At 70.3% G+C, this 16155-nt stretch carries 11 protein-coding genes and 1 pseudogene; 6 read left to right on the plus strand and 6 right to left on the minus strand.

Going from position 1 to position 16155, the window contains the following annotated elements; all coding sequences use genetic code 11:
• Positions 1-7: 7 nt before the first annotated feature.
• From N801_RS04720 to N801_RS04730, 3 genes are all read left to right on the plus strand, one after another.
• A complete protein-coding gene (locus tag N801_RS04720; RefSeq protein ID WP_035933573.1) occupies positions 8-2017 on the plus strand; it encodes an APC family permease in 2010 nt (669 codons plus the stop codon).
• Complete coding sequence (locus N801_RS04725) at positions 2014-3327, plus strand: class I SAM-dependent RNA methyltransferase (RefSeq protein ID WP_052112605.1); 1314 nt, start codon at positions 2014-2016, stop codon at positions 3325-3327. Before N801_RS04720 ends, N801_RS04725 begins: the two co-directional genes overlap by 4 nt.
• Before the next feature lie 136 nt (positions 3328-3463).
• On the plus strand, positions 3464-6262 hold the full coding sequence (locus N801_RS04730) for an aconitate hydratase (protein ID WP_035933580.1): 2799 nt from the start codon (positions 3464-3466) through the stop codon (positions 6260-6262).
• Between the two features lie 103 nt (positions 6263-6365).
• Here N801_RS04730 and N801_RS04735 read toward each other — a convergent pair whose 3' ends face one another.
• The 6 genes and pseudogenes from N801_RS04735 to N801_RS04755 all read right to left on the minus strand — a co-directional run bounded on the left by N801_RS04735 (position 6366) and on the right by N801_RS04755 (position 11239).
• Entirely contained in the window at positions 6366-6893 is a 528-nt protein-coding gene (locus N801_RS04735) for a DinB family protein (RefSeq protein ID WP_035933584.1), read from the minus strand.
• 39 nt (positions 6894-6932) lie between these two features.
• On the minus strand, positions 6933-7787 hold the full coding sequence (locus N801_RS04740; RefSeq protein ID WP_035933586.1) for a carbohydrate ABC transporter permease: 855 nt from the start codon (positions 7785-7787) through the stop codon (positions 6933-6935).
• Entirely contained in the window at positions 7784-8911 is a 1128-nt protein-coding gene (locus N801_RS04745; protein WP_035933587.1) for a carbohydrate ABC transporter permease, read from the minus strand. The genes N801_RS04740 and N801_RS04745 overlap by 4 nt, the downstream gene beginning before the upstream one ends.
• Positions 8912-8914: 3 nt before the next feature.
• Positions 8915-9946, minus strand: a pseudogene (locus N801_RS04750) (extracellular solute-binding protein); the annotation flags it as partial.
• A gap of 15 nt (positions 9947-9961) precedes the next feature.
• Complete coding sequence (locus N801_RS21500; protein WP_245618220.1) at positions 9962-10171, minus strand: hypothetical protein; 210 nt, start codon at positions 10169-10171, stop codon at positions 9962-9964.
• A 39-nt stretch (positions 10172-10210) separates the two neighbouring features.
• Positions 10211-11239, minus strand: coding sequence for a LacI family DNA-binding transcriptional regulator (locus N801_RS04755; RefSeq protein WP_035933589.1), 1029 nt, complete (start codon positions 11237-11239; stop codon positions 10211-10213).
• Positions 11240-11402: 163 nt separating this feature from the next.
• Here N801_RS04755 and N801_RS04760 point away from each other — a divergent pair, with 163 nt between their 5' ends.
• From N801_RS04760 to N801_RS21505, 3 genes are all read left to right on the plus strand, one after another.
• Positions 11403-13451 (plus strand): amylo-alpha-1,6-glucosidase, encoded by a 2049-nt coding sequence (locus N801_RS04760; protein WP_035933592.1) that lies wholly within the window; start codon positions 11403-11405, stop codon positions 13449-13451.
• Positions 13452-13688: 237 nt separating this feature from the next.
• Positions 13689-14636 carry a hypothetical protein gene (locus N801_RS19560; RefSeq protein WP_156996482.1) on the plus strand — a complete coding sequence of 316 codons (948 nt, stop codon included), beginning with the start codon at positions 13689-13691 and terminating at the stop codon, positions 14634-14636.
• Positions 14637-14722: 86 nt separating this feature from the next.
• Positions 14723-16036 (plus strand): hypothetical protein, encoded by a 1314-nt coding sequence (locus tag N801_RS21505; protein ID WP_035933596.1) that lies wholly within the window; start codon positions 14723-14725, stop codon positions 16034-16036.
• Positions 16037-16155: the final 119 nt, after the last annotated feature.

Genomic DNA, 16155 nt, shown 5'->3' on the forward strand with positions numbered 1-16155 from the left:
TGGCGCCGTGAGCTCATCGGGTCGCGTCGTCAAACGCGTCATTCTCGGCCGCGCGATGCGGTCGGACCGCTTGGGCGAGACCCTTCTCCCGAAGCGACTCGCGCTCCCCGTCTTCGCCAGTGACGCCCTGTCCTCCGTCGCCTACGCGCCGGACGAGATCCTGCTGACCCTGGGTCTCGCCGGCGGCGCCCTCGCCGCGACCCACTCGTGGGAGATCGCCCTGGCTGTCGTCGTCGTGATGTCGGTGATCATCCTCAGCTACCGCCAGAACGTGCACGCCTACCCCTCCGGTGGCGGCGACTACGAGGTGGCGAGCGTCAACCTCGGGCCGCGGGCCGGGCTGACCGTGGGCAGCGCCCTCCTCGTCGACTACGTCCTCACCGTCGCCGTCTCCGTCTCGGCGGGTGTCCAGAACGCGGCGTCCGCCTTCACGTTCCTTCGCGGGCACGAGGTCGCGGCCGCCGTCACGATCGTCGTGCTGCTCACGGCGATGAACCTGCGCGGGGTCCGGGAGTCGGGCAAGGCCTTCGCCACGCCGACCTACCTCTTCATCGTCACCATCCTCGGCATGGCCGTCATCGGCTTCTTCCGACAGGCGGCCGGGACGCTCCCGCAGGCCGAGAGCGCCGCGTACGAGCTCGCGCCCGTCGAGGGCATGGGCGCCCTGGGCACGGCCGCCATGGCCTTCCTCCTCCTGCGCGCCTTCTCCTCCGGCTGCGCCGCCCTCACCGGCGTCGAGGCCATCTCCAACGGCGTCCCGGCCTTCCAGAAGCCCAAGAGCCGCAACGCGGCCACGACGCTGGCGCTCATGGGCGGGGTGGCCATCGCGATGCTCGTCTCGATGGTGGCTCTCGCCCGGTGGACCGGCGTCAAGATCGCCGAGGACCCTGAGACGCAGCTGCTGCAGGACGGTCGGCCGCTCGGGGAGGGGCACGTGCAGGACACCGTCATGGGTCAGGTCGCGAAGTCGGTGTTCGACGGCTTCCACCCGGGCGTCGTGCTCGTCTCGATCGTCACCGGCCTCATCCTCGTGCTGGCCGCCAACACCGCCTTCAACGGCTTCCCGGTGCTCGGCTCGATCCTCGCGCGCGACGGCTTCCTGCCGCGCCAGCTCCACACGCGGGGTGACCGGCTCGCCTTCTCCAACGGCATCCTCCTGCTCGCCGGTGCGGCCGCGGGCCTCATCGCGGTCTACGACGCACAGGTCACTAAGCTCATCCAGCTCTACATCGTCGGCGTCTTCGTCTCGTTCACGCTGAGCCAGGTCGGCATGGTGCGGCACTGGAACCGCCACCTGGCGCTGGAGCGGGACCGGCGGGTGCGGACGCGCATGCAGCGCAGTCGCATCATCAACGGTGTCGGCGCGGCCATGTCCGGGCTCGTCCTGCTCGTCGTGCTCGCGACGAAGTTCCTCCACGGCGCCGGCTACGCGATCGCGGCGATGGCCACGCTCTTCGCGATCATGGTCGCCATCCGCAAGCACTACGACCACGTCCGCAACGAGCTCGCCGTGGTGCCGGGGGACACGAAGGCGCAGCTGCTGCCGTCCCGCGTCCACGCCATCGTCCTCGTGTCCAAGATCCACAAGCCGACGCTGCGGGCCATCTCCTACGCGCGCGCCACCCGCCCCTCGGTCCTCGAGGCGCTCACGGTCGACGTCGACCCCGACGAGACCGCCACGCTCCAGCGCGAGTGGGACGCCCGCGACATTCCCGTGGCGCTCAAGGTGCTCGAGTCCCCGTACCGCGAGATCACCCGACCGGTCGTCGACTACGTCAAGTCCGTGCGCAGCGACAACCCGCGCGACCTCGTCGTCGTCTACATTCCCCAGTACGTCCTCGGCCACTGGTGGGAGCAGGTGCTCCACAACCAGAGCGCGCTGCGCCTGCGGACCCGGCTGCTCTTCACGCCGGGCGTCATGGTCTCGAGCGTGCCGTGGCAGCTCGCCTCGTCCGCGGGGGTCGAGGACCGACTCGACGGACCGGTCGCCGGTGACGTGCGACGCGGCGAAGGATGAGCGAGGGGACTCCGCCCGTCCCGGACCCTGCCGTGGACGCGCTCGGCGTCGGTGACGAGGTCGAGGTCGACGCGGGACCGATCGCCCACGGCGGGTTCGTCGTCGCCCGTCATGAGGGCCGCGTCCTCTTCGTGCGGCACGCGATCCCGGGCGAGCGCGTGCGGGCCCGCGTCACCGAGGGCGGTGCGGGGGACCGGTTCCTGCGCGCCGACGCCGTCGCGGTGCTCGACGCCTCACCGGAGCGGGTCGAACCGCCCTGCCCGTATGCCGGCCCCGGACTCTGCGGGGGCTGCGACTTCCAGCACGTCCGGGTCCCCGAGCAGCGACGGCTCAAGGCCGCGGTCGTGCAGGAGCAGCTGCGCCGGCTGGCCGGTCTCGACCGTGAGGTCACGGTGGAGCCCGTGCCCGGCGACGAGGACGGACTGAGGTGGCGCACCCGCACGGAGTTCGCCGTGGACGCCTCCGGCCGGGCGGGCATGCGACGTCACCGCTCCCACGACATCCTGCCCGTCGACGACTGCCTCATCGCGAGCGAGCACGTCATCGGCACCGGTGTGCTGCAGGGCGACTGGTCCGGGGAGAAGGCCGTCGACGTCGTCGCCCCGAGCGTCGGGTCGCCGGTCGTCGTCCGCGTCCCGTCCGGTGCCGACGCTGCGCCCGTCGTCACCGAACGCGTCGCCGCACGGGCCCTGTCCCGTGACGTCGACGTGAGCGCCCGTGGCTTCTGGCAGGTCCACCCCGGTGCGGCTGCCACCTTCGTCGACGCGGTCCTCGACGGGCTGCAGCCGCGTGCGGGTGAGCGCTGCCTCGACCTCTACGCCGGCGTCGGCGTCTTCGCCTCGGCACTCGCCCTCGCGGTGGGGGAGGGCGGGCAGGTCGTCGCGGTCGAGTCCGACCCGGTCGCGGTCGCGCAGGCGCGCCTCAACCTCGGGTCCACCCCGTGGGTCCACTACGTCCAGGGGCGAGTCGACCACGTCTTCGGCGTCGAGTCGACCGGTCGCGTCGCCGGCCCCCGGCGAGATCGCCGGCGCGCTGCGCCCCGCCGTCCCCACAGCGACCTCCCGCCGTCGGCCGACGTCGTCGTGCTCGACCCGCCGCGCACCGGGGCGGGCAAGGCGGTCGTCGACGCCGTGGTCGCCCTGCGACCCCGCGCCCTCGCCTACGTGGCCTGCGACCCGGCAGCGCTGGCCCGCGACACGGCATACCTCATGGGTCGCGGCTACGCGCTCGGGTCGCTGCGGGCCTTCGACGCGTTCCCGATGACCCACCACGTCGAGTGCGTCGCGATCTTCGAGCCGGGAAGCCCGTGAGGGCCCGAGCCGCTCGATGCCGCAGCGGTCCACGTGACCTCGGCGTGGGAAGGTGGACAGTGACGGCTCACCATAGTATCTTGATGTCAAGATAAATGGTCGATCAGACGCGATGACGCGTGGAAGGAGCAGGCTCGTGACGAGCACTGACAGCTTCAAGGCACACGGCGAACTCCAGGTGGGCGACAAGGCCTACGACATCTACCGCCTCGTGGCGGTCGAGGGCAGCGAGACGCTGCCGTACAGCCTCAAGGTCCTCCTCGAGAACCTCCTGCGGACCGAGGACGGCGCGAACATCACCGCCGACCACATCCGCGCCCTCGGCGGCTGGGACGAGAACGCCCAGCCCGACACCGAGATCCAGTTCACGCCGGCGCGCGTGATCATGCAGGACTTCACCGGCGTGCCCTGCGTCGTCGACCTCGCCACCATGCGCGAGGCCGTCGCCGACCTCGGGGGCAACCCGGAGAAGATCAACCCGCTCGCACCCGCCGAGCTGGTCATCGACCACTCCGTCATCATCGACGTGTTCGGCCGCTCGGACGCCTTCGAGCGCAACGTCGAGATCGAGTACGAGCGCAACCACGAGCGCTACAAGTTCCTTCGCTGGGGCCAGACCGCGTTCGACGACTTCAAGGTCGTCCCGCCGGGCACCGGCATCGTCCACCAGGTCAACATCGAGCACCTCGCCCGCACCGTCATGACGCGTGAGCTCGACGGCAGGACCGTGGCCTACCCCGACACCTGCGTCGGCACCGACAGCCACACGACGATGGTCAACGGCCTCGGCGTCCTCGGCTGGGGCGTCGGCGGCATCGAGGCCGAGGCGGCCATGCTCGGCCAGCCCGTCTCGATGCTCATCCCGCGCGTCGTCGGCTTCAAGCTCTCCGGCTCCGTGCCCCAGGGTGCGACGGCGACCGACGTCGTCCTCACGATCACCGAGATGCTGCGCAAGCACGGTGTCGTCGGGAAGTTCGTCGAGTTCTACGGTGAGGGTGTCGGGGCCGTCCCCCTGGCCAACCGCGCCACCATCGGCAACATGAGCCCGGAGTTCGGGTCGACGTGTGCGATCTTCCCGATCGACGACGTGACGCTCGAGTACCTGCGCCTCACCGGCCGCTCCGAGGAGTCCGTCGCCCTCGTCGAGGCCTATGCCAAGGAGCAGGGCATGTGGCTCCACGCCGGGCCGGACCAGCCCGAGGCCCGCTACTCCGAGCGCCTCGAGCTCGACCTGTCCACGGTCGTCCCCTCCATCGCCGGGCCGAAGCGCCCGCAGGACCGGATCTCGCTCACCGCCGCCAAGGAGTCCTTCCGCAAGGTCCTCCCGACGTACGTGTCGCACCAGGAGGGGGACGAGGGTCTCGCCAGCTCCTTCCCCGCGAGCGACCCGACGCCGCAGGGCTCGCCCGAGGGCCAGAACGGCGGCGACAAGCCGGCGGAGCAGGGCAGCGGCCTCGACCGTCCGACGCGCAGGGTCCCGATCACCATCGACGGCCAGGCGACCGAGGTCGACCACGGCATCGTCGCGATCGCCTCGATCACGTCGTGCACCAACACCTCGAACCCGTCGGTCATGATGGCGGCCGCCATGCTCGCCAAGAACGCGGTCGACAAGGGACTCACCGTCGCCCCGTGGGTCAAGACCTCGATGGCCCCCGGCTCCAAGGTCGTCACCGGCTACTACGAGAAGGCCGGCATGTGGCCCTACCTCGAGAAGCTCGGCTTCCACCTCGTCGGCTACGGCTGCACGACCTGCATCGGCAACTCCGGCCCGATCATCGACGAGGTCAGCCAGGCCGTGAACGAGCACGACCTCGCCGTCGTGTCGGTCCTGTCGGGCAACCGCAACTTCGAGGGCCGCATCAACCCCGACGTGAAGATGAACTACCTCGCGTCACCACCGCTGGTCATCGCCTACGCCCTCGCCGGGACGATGGACTTCGACTTCGACACCGACTCGCTCGGCACGGACCACGACGGCAACGACGTCTTCCTCAAGGACATCTGGCCGAGCCCGACCGACGTCGAGTCCACCATCGCCGGTGCCATCAGCAAGAAGCTCTTCACCGACGACTACGCCGACGTCTTCGCCGGTGACGAGCGCTGGCAGAGCCTGCCCACCCCCGAGGGCAACACCTTCGACTGGGACCCCGAGTCGACCTACGTCCGCAAGCCCCCGTACTTCGACGGCATGCAGATGGAGACGACCCCGGTCACCGACATCGAGGGCGCCCGCGTCCTCGCGAAGCTCGGCGACTCGGTGACCACCGACCACATCAGCCCGGCCGGTGCGATCAAGACGGAGAGCCCCGCCGGCAGGTACCTCGCGGACCACGGGGTCGAGCGCAAGGACTTCAACTCCTACGGCTCGCGACGCGGCAACCACGAGATCATGATCCGCGGCACCTTCGCCAACATCCGCCTCAGGAACCTCCTGCTCGACGGGGTCGAGGGTGGCTTCACCCGCGACTTCACCCGGGGCGGGGAGCAGAGCACGATCTTCGACGCCTCGGCCAACTACCAGGCGGCGGGCACCCCGCTCGTCATCCTGGCCGGCAAGGAGTACGGCTCCGGCTCCTCGCGTGACTGGGCCGCCAAGGGCACCGCGCTCCTGGGCGTGCGGGCCGTCATCACCGAGAGCTACGAGCGCATCCACCGCTCCAACCTCATCGGCATGGGCGTCCTGCCGCTGCAGTTCCCCGAGGGCCAGAACGCCGACTCGCTCGGCCTCGACGGCACGGAGACCTTCGCGGTCTCCGGTGTCACCGAGCTCAACGAGGGCCGCACGCCGAGGACCGTCAGGGTCGTCGCCTCCAAGGAGGGTGGCGAGGACGTGTCCTTCGACGCGGTCCTGAGGATCGACACCCCCGGTGAGGCCGACTACTACCGCAACGGCGGCATCCTCCAGTACGTCCTGCGCTCCCTCGTGAAGTAGTCCCGACCCCGTCGGGAGACGACGACGCCGGTATGCCGTGAGCTCACGGCATACCGGCGTCGTGCGTTCCTGCCGAGAGGGTCAGGACGTCGTCACACGGGGGTCAGCCCATCGTCTTCTGGCCGTCGAGCGACTCCCGGATGATGTCGGCGTGGCCCGCGTGCTGCGCGGTCTCGGCGACGATGTGCAGCAGGACCCGTCGCGCCGTCCAGCGCGCACCCGGCTCGTACCACGGGGCCTCCGGCAGCGGCTGGCTCGCATCGAGGTCGGGCAGCGTCTCGACGAGCGAGTCGGTCTCCGCAGCGACCGCGGCGTAGGTCGCGAGCAGGCCCTCGAGGGTCTCGTCCTCGGTCATCCGGTGCGTGTCCATGAAGGCCTTGACCTCCGGCGGCGGGTCGCTCCAGTCGACGCTCTCCCAGTCCACCGCGGCTGACTGCTGCGGACCGTCGGTGATGAAGGTCGCCCACTGCCGCTCGGTGGCGGCGACGTGCTTGATGAGACCGCCGAGGGTCAGCTCGCTGACCGTGGTGCGCTGCCGCGCCTGCTCGTCGGTGATGCCCTGCACGGTGAACCGCAGGAACTGGCGGTGCGTCCGCAGGAACTCGATGAGGTCGGATCGTTCGATGTCCATGACGAGACGCTACCGGTGCGCACGGACCTCGTCAGTGGCTCACCCCTTGACCCCGCCCTCGTTGGCGCCCGAGGTGAAGTGGCGCTGGAAGATGAAGAACAGGATCGCGACCGGGATGGTCGTGATGAGGGCGGCGCCGAGCTTGAGTGGGTACTGCGTCCCCGCGCTGAGCTCACCACTCGCGAGGCTCGCCAGGCCGGTGACGAGGGTGCGCTTCTCGACGTCCTGCGTGACGACGAGGAAGTGGGTGAACTCGTTCCACGATCCCTGGAACGACAGGATCGTCAGGGTGATGAGCGCGGGCTTGGCCATGGGGAGCACGACCGACCAGAAGGTGCGGAAGACGCTGGCGCCGTCGATCCGGGCGGCCTCCTCGATCGAGATGGGGATCGAGTCGAAGAACTGCTTCATGATGAAGACGCCGGCGGCGTCGACGATGAGGGGGAGGATCATCGCGGTGTAGGTGTCGTAGATGCCGAGGTAGTTGACGATGAGGAACCTGGGAAGGAGCAGCGCCACCCCGGGCACACTCATCACGGCGAGCACCGTCGCGAACATGAAGCCGCGGCCGCGGAACTTCAGCCGCGACAGTGCGTACCCGGCGAGGCTGTCGAGGAAGACCCGCAGGACGGTGACGACGGAGGCCACGAAGAAGGAGTTCAGGGTCCACAGGGGGATGGGAACCGCCGAGCCGCCCTCGAGTCCGAAGATCCGCCGCCAGGCGTCGAGGTCGAGCGGGTTGGGGATCAGACTGAGCGGGTCCTCCGTGGCTGCCGGGTTGGACTTGAACGACGTGGCGATCTGGATGAAGAACGGGTAGATGAACCCGATCGCGAACAGGATGAGCAGGCCATAGAGCACGAGCAGCTTCCACTGGGGTGTGCGGAGGGTCATTTCCTTGCTCCGGTCTGGGTGTTGGAGGCCGCGATGCTCGCCGCTCGCGCCTTGCGTCTCGACGGCACGTCACGATCTCGCAGGAGCCATCGCTGGCCGGAGGTGAGGGCGATGATGAGGGCGAAGACGACGAACGAGATCGCCGCTCCCGTGCCGTAGTCGAGAGTCGTGAACGCCTGCTTGTAGGAGAGGAACGCCGGCGTCAACGTCGTGTTGGCCGGCGCGCCCTTGCCCATGACGTAGATCTGGTCGAAGATCTGCCACGTGCCGATGAGTCCGAGGGTCGTCACGAGGAAGAAGGCCGGCTTGAGGATCGGCACCGTGACGTGACGCATCTTCTGCCACCCCGTGGTGCCGTCGAGCATGGCGGCTTCCTCGACCTCGACCGGGACGTCCTGCAGCGCTGCCAGGAACATGAGCATGAACGTGCCCGTCGTCGTCCAGATGACGAGGATGATGACGACGCACATGGCCACTGATGGCCCGGAGAACCAGTCCCACAGGCTTCGGCCGAACACCTCGGCCTGGGCGAAGCCCGGGGCCGTGTCGACGCCGACCCCTCCGGCCGCGATGTGGAACAGGCCACGCGAGTCGCTGAACCACGCCGGGCCGTCGACGCCGAGCTTGCCCAGGACCGCGTTGACCGCCCCCGAGTTCGCGAAGAGGAAGATGAAGACGACCGAGATGGCGATGGAGCTGGTCACCGAGGGGAAGTAGAAGGCGGTGCGGAAGAAGCCCTTGCCCTTGAGGAACTTGTTGTTGACGATGATGGCGAGGAAGAACGACAACGCGGTCTGGAGCGGGACGACGAAGAAGACGAACCAGAAGTTGTTGCCGATGCTCTGCATGAAGTTCTGCCGCCGCAGGCCGTCCTCGGCGAAGAGGGACGTGTAGTTGTCGACCCCGACGAACTTCGCGTTCTCCCCGCCGGTGAACGGCGAACCGTTGCCGTTCCAGCTGGTCAGGCTCACGTAGAAGGCCATGACCACCGGGATGAACAGGAAGATCCCGAGGATGACGAGCATGGGTGCGGTGAACAGCCATCCGGCGGTCGTCTCACCCCCGCGGGTACCGCCGCGGCCGGGAGCCTTCCGGCCGCGGCGGGGTGTCGTGGCTGTTGACATCGGTCACTTCCCGCCGAGGGCGGAGGTGCCGTTCTTCTGCAGGCTCTCGAGGATGGCCTTGGGCTCCTTGGTCTTCAGCTGCTCGAGATCGGTGTTGAACGCGGCCATGACCGGGTCGAACCCGGGGGCGTTGACCGGGCCCTGACCGTACTCACCACCGGCAGCGAAGGCGGCGTCGTCGGGGAACTGCTGGGCGTACTGCTGGCTGCCGTCCTTGGTCGACGGCATGACACCGAAGGCCTTGGCGAACTCCATCTGCTGGGTGGTCGACGTCAGCGTCTTGACGAGGTCGACTGCGGCGGCCTGCGCCTTGGACTTGGCGGCGATGCCCCAGCAGTTGCTGAAGAGGAGGGTGCCCTTCCCGGCGGGGCCCTCGGGGAGCTCGACGACCTTGGACTTGATGTTGGGGAAGTCCTTGGTGAGGGCGCCGCGGATCCAGTTGCCCTCGATCGTCATGGCGGCGACACCCTTGCCGAGCGCCTCGCCGCCCCAGCCGGAGTCGACCTCCTTGGCGTACTTCATCGTCCCCGCCGCGAGCATCTTCTTGGCCTGGGTGAGCCCCGCGAGGTTCTCGGCGGAGTCGGCCGTGACCTCGGTGCCGTCCTCGTTGACGACCCAGCCACCTGCCTGCCGCATGAAGACGCCGAGCCGGGCCCACTCACCGCTGACGACGAGGCCGGTGACCTTGCCGCTCGTGAGCTTGGTGGCGGCGGCCTCGAGACCGGCCCAGTCCTTGGGGATGTCGGCGTCGGTGAGGCCGGCCTTGGTCCACAGGTCGGTGTTGATGACGAGCGCCAGCGTCGAGAAGTCCTTGGGCGCGCACTGGAGCTTGTCGTCGTACGTGTAGGTCTTGACGAGGGTGTCGAGGAAGCCCGCGTCCTTGACCTGGTCGCCGTAGGCGAAGAGGTTCCCGGCCTTGGCGAAGTCGCCGATGCGAGCCGCGTCGGCGTAGAAGATGTCCGGCGGGGTCCCACCGGCGAAGCCCTGGCCGAGCTGCTGGTTGAGGTCGGAGGCGACGAGGACCTCGGCGGTGTTGCCCGTCTTCTTCGCTCAGCCGTCCGCAGCGGCCTTGACCGCCGCGGTCTCGGCGTCACCCGAGGTTCCGATGAGGATCTGCAGCTTGGCCGGTCCGGTCGACTGCTGCGGGGCCGAGGACTCCTCCTCGAAACCTCCGCCGCCGCCGCAGGCGGCGAGGGAGAGGATGACTCCTGCGGCGCAGACGATGGCGGCGCGGGAGCGGCGAGCGCGGTTGGTGTTCATGACTTCTCCTGGGTGGTGGGGTGCAGGGACGGAGGTGGATCAGGGTTGTGAGCTGGAGCCCGCAACGAGGGTCGGGGTGAGCATGGAGCCGGTGGAGTGCGCGCGACCGGTCGTCAGCTGGTCGTGGACCTGGGTGAGCAGCTCGTCGGCGATGGCCCGGTAGGGCTGGGCGATGCTGGTGAGGCCGTGGGCCCGGGCCGACTGGGAGCCGTCGAAGCCGACGATCCCCACATCTCGGCCCGGCGTCATCCCGCGCGTGAGGAGAACCTCGTGGACGGCCAGGGCGAGCATGTCCGAGGCGCAGACGACCGCGCCGCCGCGCCCGACCCGCTCGACCAGGGGGCCGGCCGCGGCGACCGCGTCGGGGAACCGCTGCTCGGTCGTGGCCTGCAGCGTGGCGTGCGACCGGTCGTGGCGGGCCGTGGCGTCGGCCCACCCCTGGCGGCGCTCGTCGCCGACGAGGGAGCCCGCGGGCCAGCCGAGGAACCCGATGGGCCCGTAGCCGCGGGAGACGAGGTGCTCCACCGCGGCGTCGGTACCCGCGCGGCCGTCGACGTCGGCCCAGGCGGTGAACGAGGGGTCGTCCCAGACCCGGCCGAATGACGCGAACGGGATCCCGTGACCGGTCAGCCACGCCGGGCGGGGGTCGTCGTGGTGGGTGTCCATGAGGACGAAGGCGTCGACGAGACGGCTCCGCCACATCTCGCGGTACTGCTCGAGGACCGGGCCGCCCCCGTCGGACCCGAACGTCACGATGTGGCACTCGTGGCGGGGGGCGCAGATGGTGAGCGAGACGAGGAACGGAGCGAGGGCGTCGCTGAGCGTGTCCGCCCCCTGCCCGGTGAGCTCCATGCCGACGGCGCCGGCCCGTTGCTGCCGCAGCGAGCTGGCGGCCGTGGAGGGGGTGTAGCCCAGCCGCTCGATCTCGGTGTGGACCCGCTGCAGCGTCTGGGGGCGGACCCGCTCGGGGTGCATGAGGGCGTTCGAGACGGTCTGGCGCGACACACCGGCGGCGAGCGCGACGTCGTTGACGGTCGCGCGGGCTCGGGCGGACGGCGGTGTCGCCATGGCGGACCTCCTCGACGGTGAGAAGCGGTGCGGCTGACGGCCTGTCGAGCGTTCACTCGAATTTGAACCTTCAAATCGCTAAGGTGCTCACTGTGACCCCCACCACGTTTGGCTGTCAAGTGATGCAGCGCGCCGATCGCGGCACCGCGGATCGAGCGCGAGGATGACCCGCTACGTGCAGCCCTGGCTCCACGAGTTCGAGATCGCGGTGCGGGGGAACGTCACCAGCGTGTCGGACCGGCACGGCGACGCCGGCCGTCCCGGCACCGGCCTGTTCGTGGACGACCGCCGCGTCCTCTCGGTGTGGGAGGTCCGCGCCGAGGGGGAGAGACCGGCGTGGCTCGCGGCGGCCAGCTCCGGCCCGACGACGACCGTCTCGACCCTCCTTCGCTCCGTCGGGGACGCGGGCGCGGACCCGACGGTGGAGCTCCTTCGCGAGCGCGTGCTCGTGGACCAGGGGATGCACGAGACCTTGACGATCGCCTCGCACGCCGCGGCACCGGTCGAGGTGCGGCTCTCGATCCGGCTCGGCGGTGACGGCGCCGACGTGGGCACGGTCAAGGGAGGCGTCTCCGGCGAGGTCCTGCCGACCCTGGCCGCGGGGGACTGCGTGACGTGGGAGGACGAACGGCACACGACGACGTTCACGGCGAACGGCGGCGCCGTCGGCCCTGACGACGGGGGCGGCACGACCTGGGTCTGGTCGACCACGGTCGTACCGGGAGGCACGGCTTCCCTGCGGACCCGCGTCACGAGCCGGCGGCGCGGCAAACCGGTCTTCGCGACCGACGCCGGCTGGCACGCGATCGACTGGGACGGCGTGGCGATCGAGTCCGCGGACCCCCGGCCCGGCCGGCTCATGGCCCAGTCGCTCGCCGACCTGCGCGGGCTCCTGCTCACCGACCCCGAGGCGCCCGGGGACGTCTTCGCCGCAGCCGGGACCCCTTGGTACCTCACGTTGTTCGGCAGGGACTCGCTGTGGACGGCCCGCTTCATGCTCCCGTTCGGCACCGACCTCGCCCGAGGGACCCTGCGCGCACTGGCGCGTCGCCAGGGGACTGCGACCGACAGCATCACCGCGTCCGCGCCGGGCAAGGTCCTGCACGAGGTGCGGCGCAGCACCTACGTCGACCCGGTGACGGGCATGCGGTTGCCGCCGGTCTACTACGGCTCGGTCGACGCCACGCCGCTGTGGGTTCGGCTGCTGCACGACGCATGGAGGTGGGGCCTGGACGAGCAGGTCGTCCGCGAGCTCGAGCCAAACCTCCGTGCCGCCCTCTCGTGGATGCGCGCAGAGGCCGGGCGCGGGGACGGGATGCTGCGCTACGTCGACGAGAGCGGCTCGGGTCTCGAGAACCAGGGGTGGAAGGACTCGGGGGACTCGATGCGCCGCAGCGACGGCACGATCGCCGACGCGCCCATCGCGTTGGTGGAGACGCAGGCGTATGCCGTCGCGGCGGCTCGCGGTGCGGCGCACCTCTTCGAGTCCGTCTTCGGTGAGTCCGGCGACGAGTGGCGCACCTGGGCCGACGAGATGACGGACACACTGCGCGAACGCTTCTGGGTCGACTCCCCGTCGGTCCGCCACCTGGCGATGGCGATCGGCGGCGACGGCCGGCCCGTCGACGGGGTCGGGAGCAACATGGGACACGTCCTCGGGACGGGCGTGCTCAGCGCCCCCGAGGCCCGGCGCACGGCGCACGCACTGACCGCCCCGGACATGCTCGGGGCGGCCGGGGTGCGCACGCTGTCACGGGACAACCCGGCATACAACCCCGTGGGCTACCACACCGGATCGGTCTGGACGCACGACAACGCCATCGCAGCTCTGGGGCTCGCCCAGGAGGGCTTCACGGACGAGGCCGCACGGGTGCTCGGCGCCCTCGTCGAGGTCGGCTCGTGGACCGGCAACCGCTGGCCCGAGCTGTTCGGGGGAGAGCTGCTCATCGGACGCCCGGTGCCCTACCCCGCGTCGTGCCGACCGCAGGCGTGGGCCGCAGCCTCCGCGGGTGCACTCGTCGAGGTGGTGCTCGGCCTCAGCGCCGACGCTCCGAACCGCACCCTCGCGATCTCCCCGATCAGTCCCGCACCGTTCGGCGCGACGACGGTGCGGGGCATCCGGGTCGGCGACGTCCAGGTGTCGGTCTCGGTGAACGCCGACGGTGAGGTCGTCGATGTGCAGGCACCGGGGCTCGAGGTCGTCATCGGGTGACCCGAGGCCACGTGGCAGGGACTATCTTTCGGACGGGGTCCGCCGTGCCTTTCCCACCTGCCGCCTCGTGAGGAGCGTTGGCGTACAGGGCAATTGGCACAAGATCGCAGTTCAGAGGGGTGGTACCGGCACGTAGTCACTCGCTCGCGTGTTCCTTTCCACCCGATGCTCTCCCGCCAGAGGTGCGCGCGACCGGGGAGGATCGAGGTCCGACGAGTTGAGGAACGGGGGTGTGTCGTGAGCGCTGTGTCGTCTCGCATCGGCCTGGTCAGGCTGGTGATGGGCGCTGCGTTCATGATCCTCGGGTTCTTCCTCGCGTCGACGACGCAAGCACGGGCCGACGATGCCGGACCTCTCGGCGTCGCCTCGGCGTCCGTCACCACGGTCGTCAGCAGCACTGCCGCAGTCGTCGACAGCGTCGTGGCGGGGTCGAACGTGGTCGCCGAAGAGCCGGTCAGGCCCGTCGAAGCCGTGGTGACCCAGCCTCTCGAGGCGGTGACCGCCGTGGTGGCCGAGCCTGTCGCGGACGTCGCGAAGACCACCAGCGCCGTGATCTCATCGACCACGTCCGCGGTGAAGCCGGCGACGGACGCCGTCGTTCGCGCTGTTGAGCCCATCGTTGCTCCGGTGACCGACGCCGTCGTCACGCCCGTCCTCCCCGTGCTCGAACCTGTCGGATCGGTGCTCGAACCCGTCGCAGCGGTGCTCGATCCCGCGGTGGGCGTCGTGAAGCCTGTGGTCGCCGTCATTCCGTCGACCCCCGTGACCGACACTCCGCGAGCGACCGGAGCGCCGATCGACGTCGAACGTGTCTCGACGGACACCCGCACCGGGACCGCCGCCGTGGTGGCGCTGCCGGCGTCCCCGGTGGCCGTCGACCGCCTCGGTGCGACGGCAGCCTCGCCCGCGGCCCTGCCCGCCACCAGCGTCGAGCGGGCCACGGCCGTCGTCCGGCCGACCGGTGCACACCGTCCGTCGGACACGCCGACGCCAGCCCCGTCGCTTCTCAGTCCCGCCGTCGTCCCCGGGTCGGGCACCGCAGGATCCGCAGGGTCCGTTGGCTCGGACGCAGCGACCGCTCCCAGCACGCTCACCCTGCCCATCAGCTCCTCTGCCGCACTGACGTCGCACACGTCGCTGCCCTGTCCGGGGCCTGCCCTGGACCCGGGCTCCCGCCCTGATTGATGCCGCTCCGGCGCCTGCTCACTGGCGCTGTTCGAGCAGTTCCCGCGTTCGCGGGCTCACCCACATCAATCACGGAAGGAACCACCATGCGCGCATCAATGAGGCGAGGGCTCAAGATCGCCCTCGTCGTCGGCGGGGGACTCGTCTTCTCCGCCCAGGCACACGCTGACGACACCACAGGAGTCGGCAGCATCCTCGGCGGCAACCAGTCCGTCGTCTCGGTCACGATCCCGGTGACCGTCGGCGGGAACGCCGTCTCGGTCATCGGCGACTCCAGCAGCAAGCAGGCGACGACGTCCGCCGCGACTCCCAGCTCGGGCGCGACCGGTGGCTCGTCGTCGACCTCGGGCGAGGATTCGGTCGCTGGCGGCAACCACGTCTCGGCGCCGGTCACCGCCCCGGTGACCGTCGGCGGGAACGCGGTCTCGGTCATCGGCGACTCCAGCAGCAAGGGTTCCGACACCACGTCGGGTACTCCGTCGGGCACCACCGGTGACACCGTCGGTGGTGGCGTCGTGACCTCCGGTGAGGACTCGGTCCTCGGTGGCAACCAGGTCGTGGCTCCGGTCACCGCCCCGGTGACCGTCGGCGGGAACGCGGTCTCGGTCGTCGGCGACTCCAGCACCGAGGGTTCCGACACCACGTCGGGTACTCCGTCGGGCACCGTCGGTGACGGCGTCGGTGGCGACGTGGTGACCTCCGGTGAGGACTCGGTCCTCGGTGGCAACCAGGTCGTGGCTCCGGTCACCGCCCCGGTGACCGTTGGCGGGAACGCCGTCTCGGTCGTCGGCGACTCCAGCACCGAGGGTTCCGACACCACGTCGGGCACTGTCGGCGACGGCGTCGGTAATGACGTCGTGACCTCCGGTGAGGACTCGGTCCTCGGTGGCAACCAGGTCCTGGCTCCGGTCACCGCACCGGTGACCGTCGGCGGGAACGCCGTCTCGGTCATCGGCGACTCCAGCACCGGAGGCAGCACGACCGACGGCTCCACCCCGCCGGTGCTGCCCGCCAACCCCACCGACCCGGTCAACCCGACCACCCCGGTGAACCCGACCGATCCCACGACCCCCGTCGACCCGACGACCCCCGTCGACCCGACGGATCCCGTGGACCCGGCCAACCCGGCCAACCCGGCCAACCCGGCCAGCCCGGCCAGCCCCTCCGGGCCGATGAGTCTCACCGACGTCGGAGGCGTTCGCGACGGAACTCCGCAGACCAGCCGAAGCGCCGGCACCGTCCGCTCCGCTCCGACCGGCGTGGTGGCGATGGGACCACCCACGGGCAACCTGGCGCAGACCGGGGCCGAGGCCAGCCTGCTGCTGGGTCTCGCCCTCGCACTGTTCGCCTTCGGTGGACTGCTCCTCATGGGCGCTCGGCGACGAGAGCTCGCAGTCTGAGGCGACTCGTTCGAGGGTCGCTGAGACACGACTCAGCCGGGTCCGGTGCGCTCCTCGCGCTGGACCCGGCTGAGCCGCGCCGAGAACCGGGGGCCCCGAGGTGACGATCGGCTGGGTGA

It is taken from the genome of Knoellia aerolata DSM 18566 (assembly GCF_000768695.1).
In the GTDB taxonomy this organism is placed as follows: domain Bacteria; phylum Actinomycetota; class Actinomycetes; order Actinomycetales; family Dermatophilaceae; genus Knoellia; species Knoellia aerolata.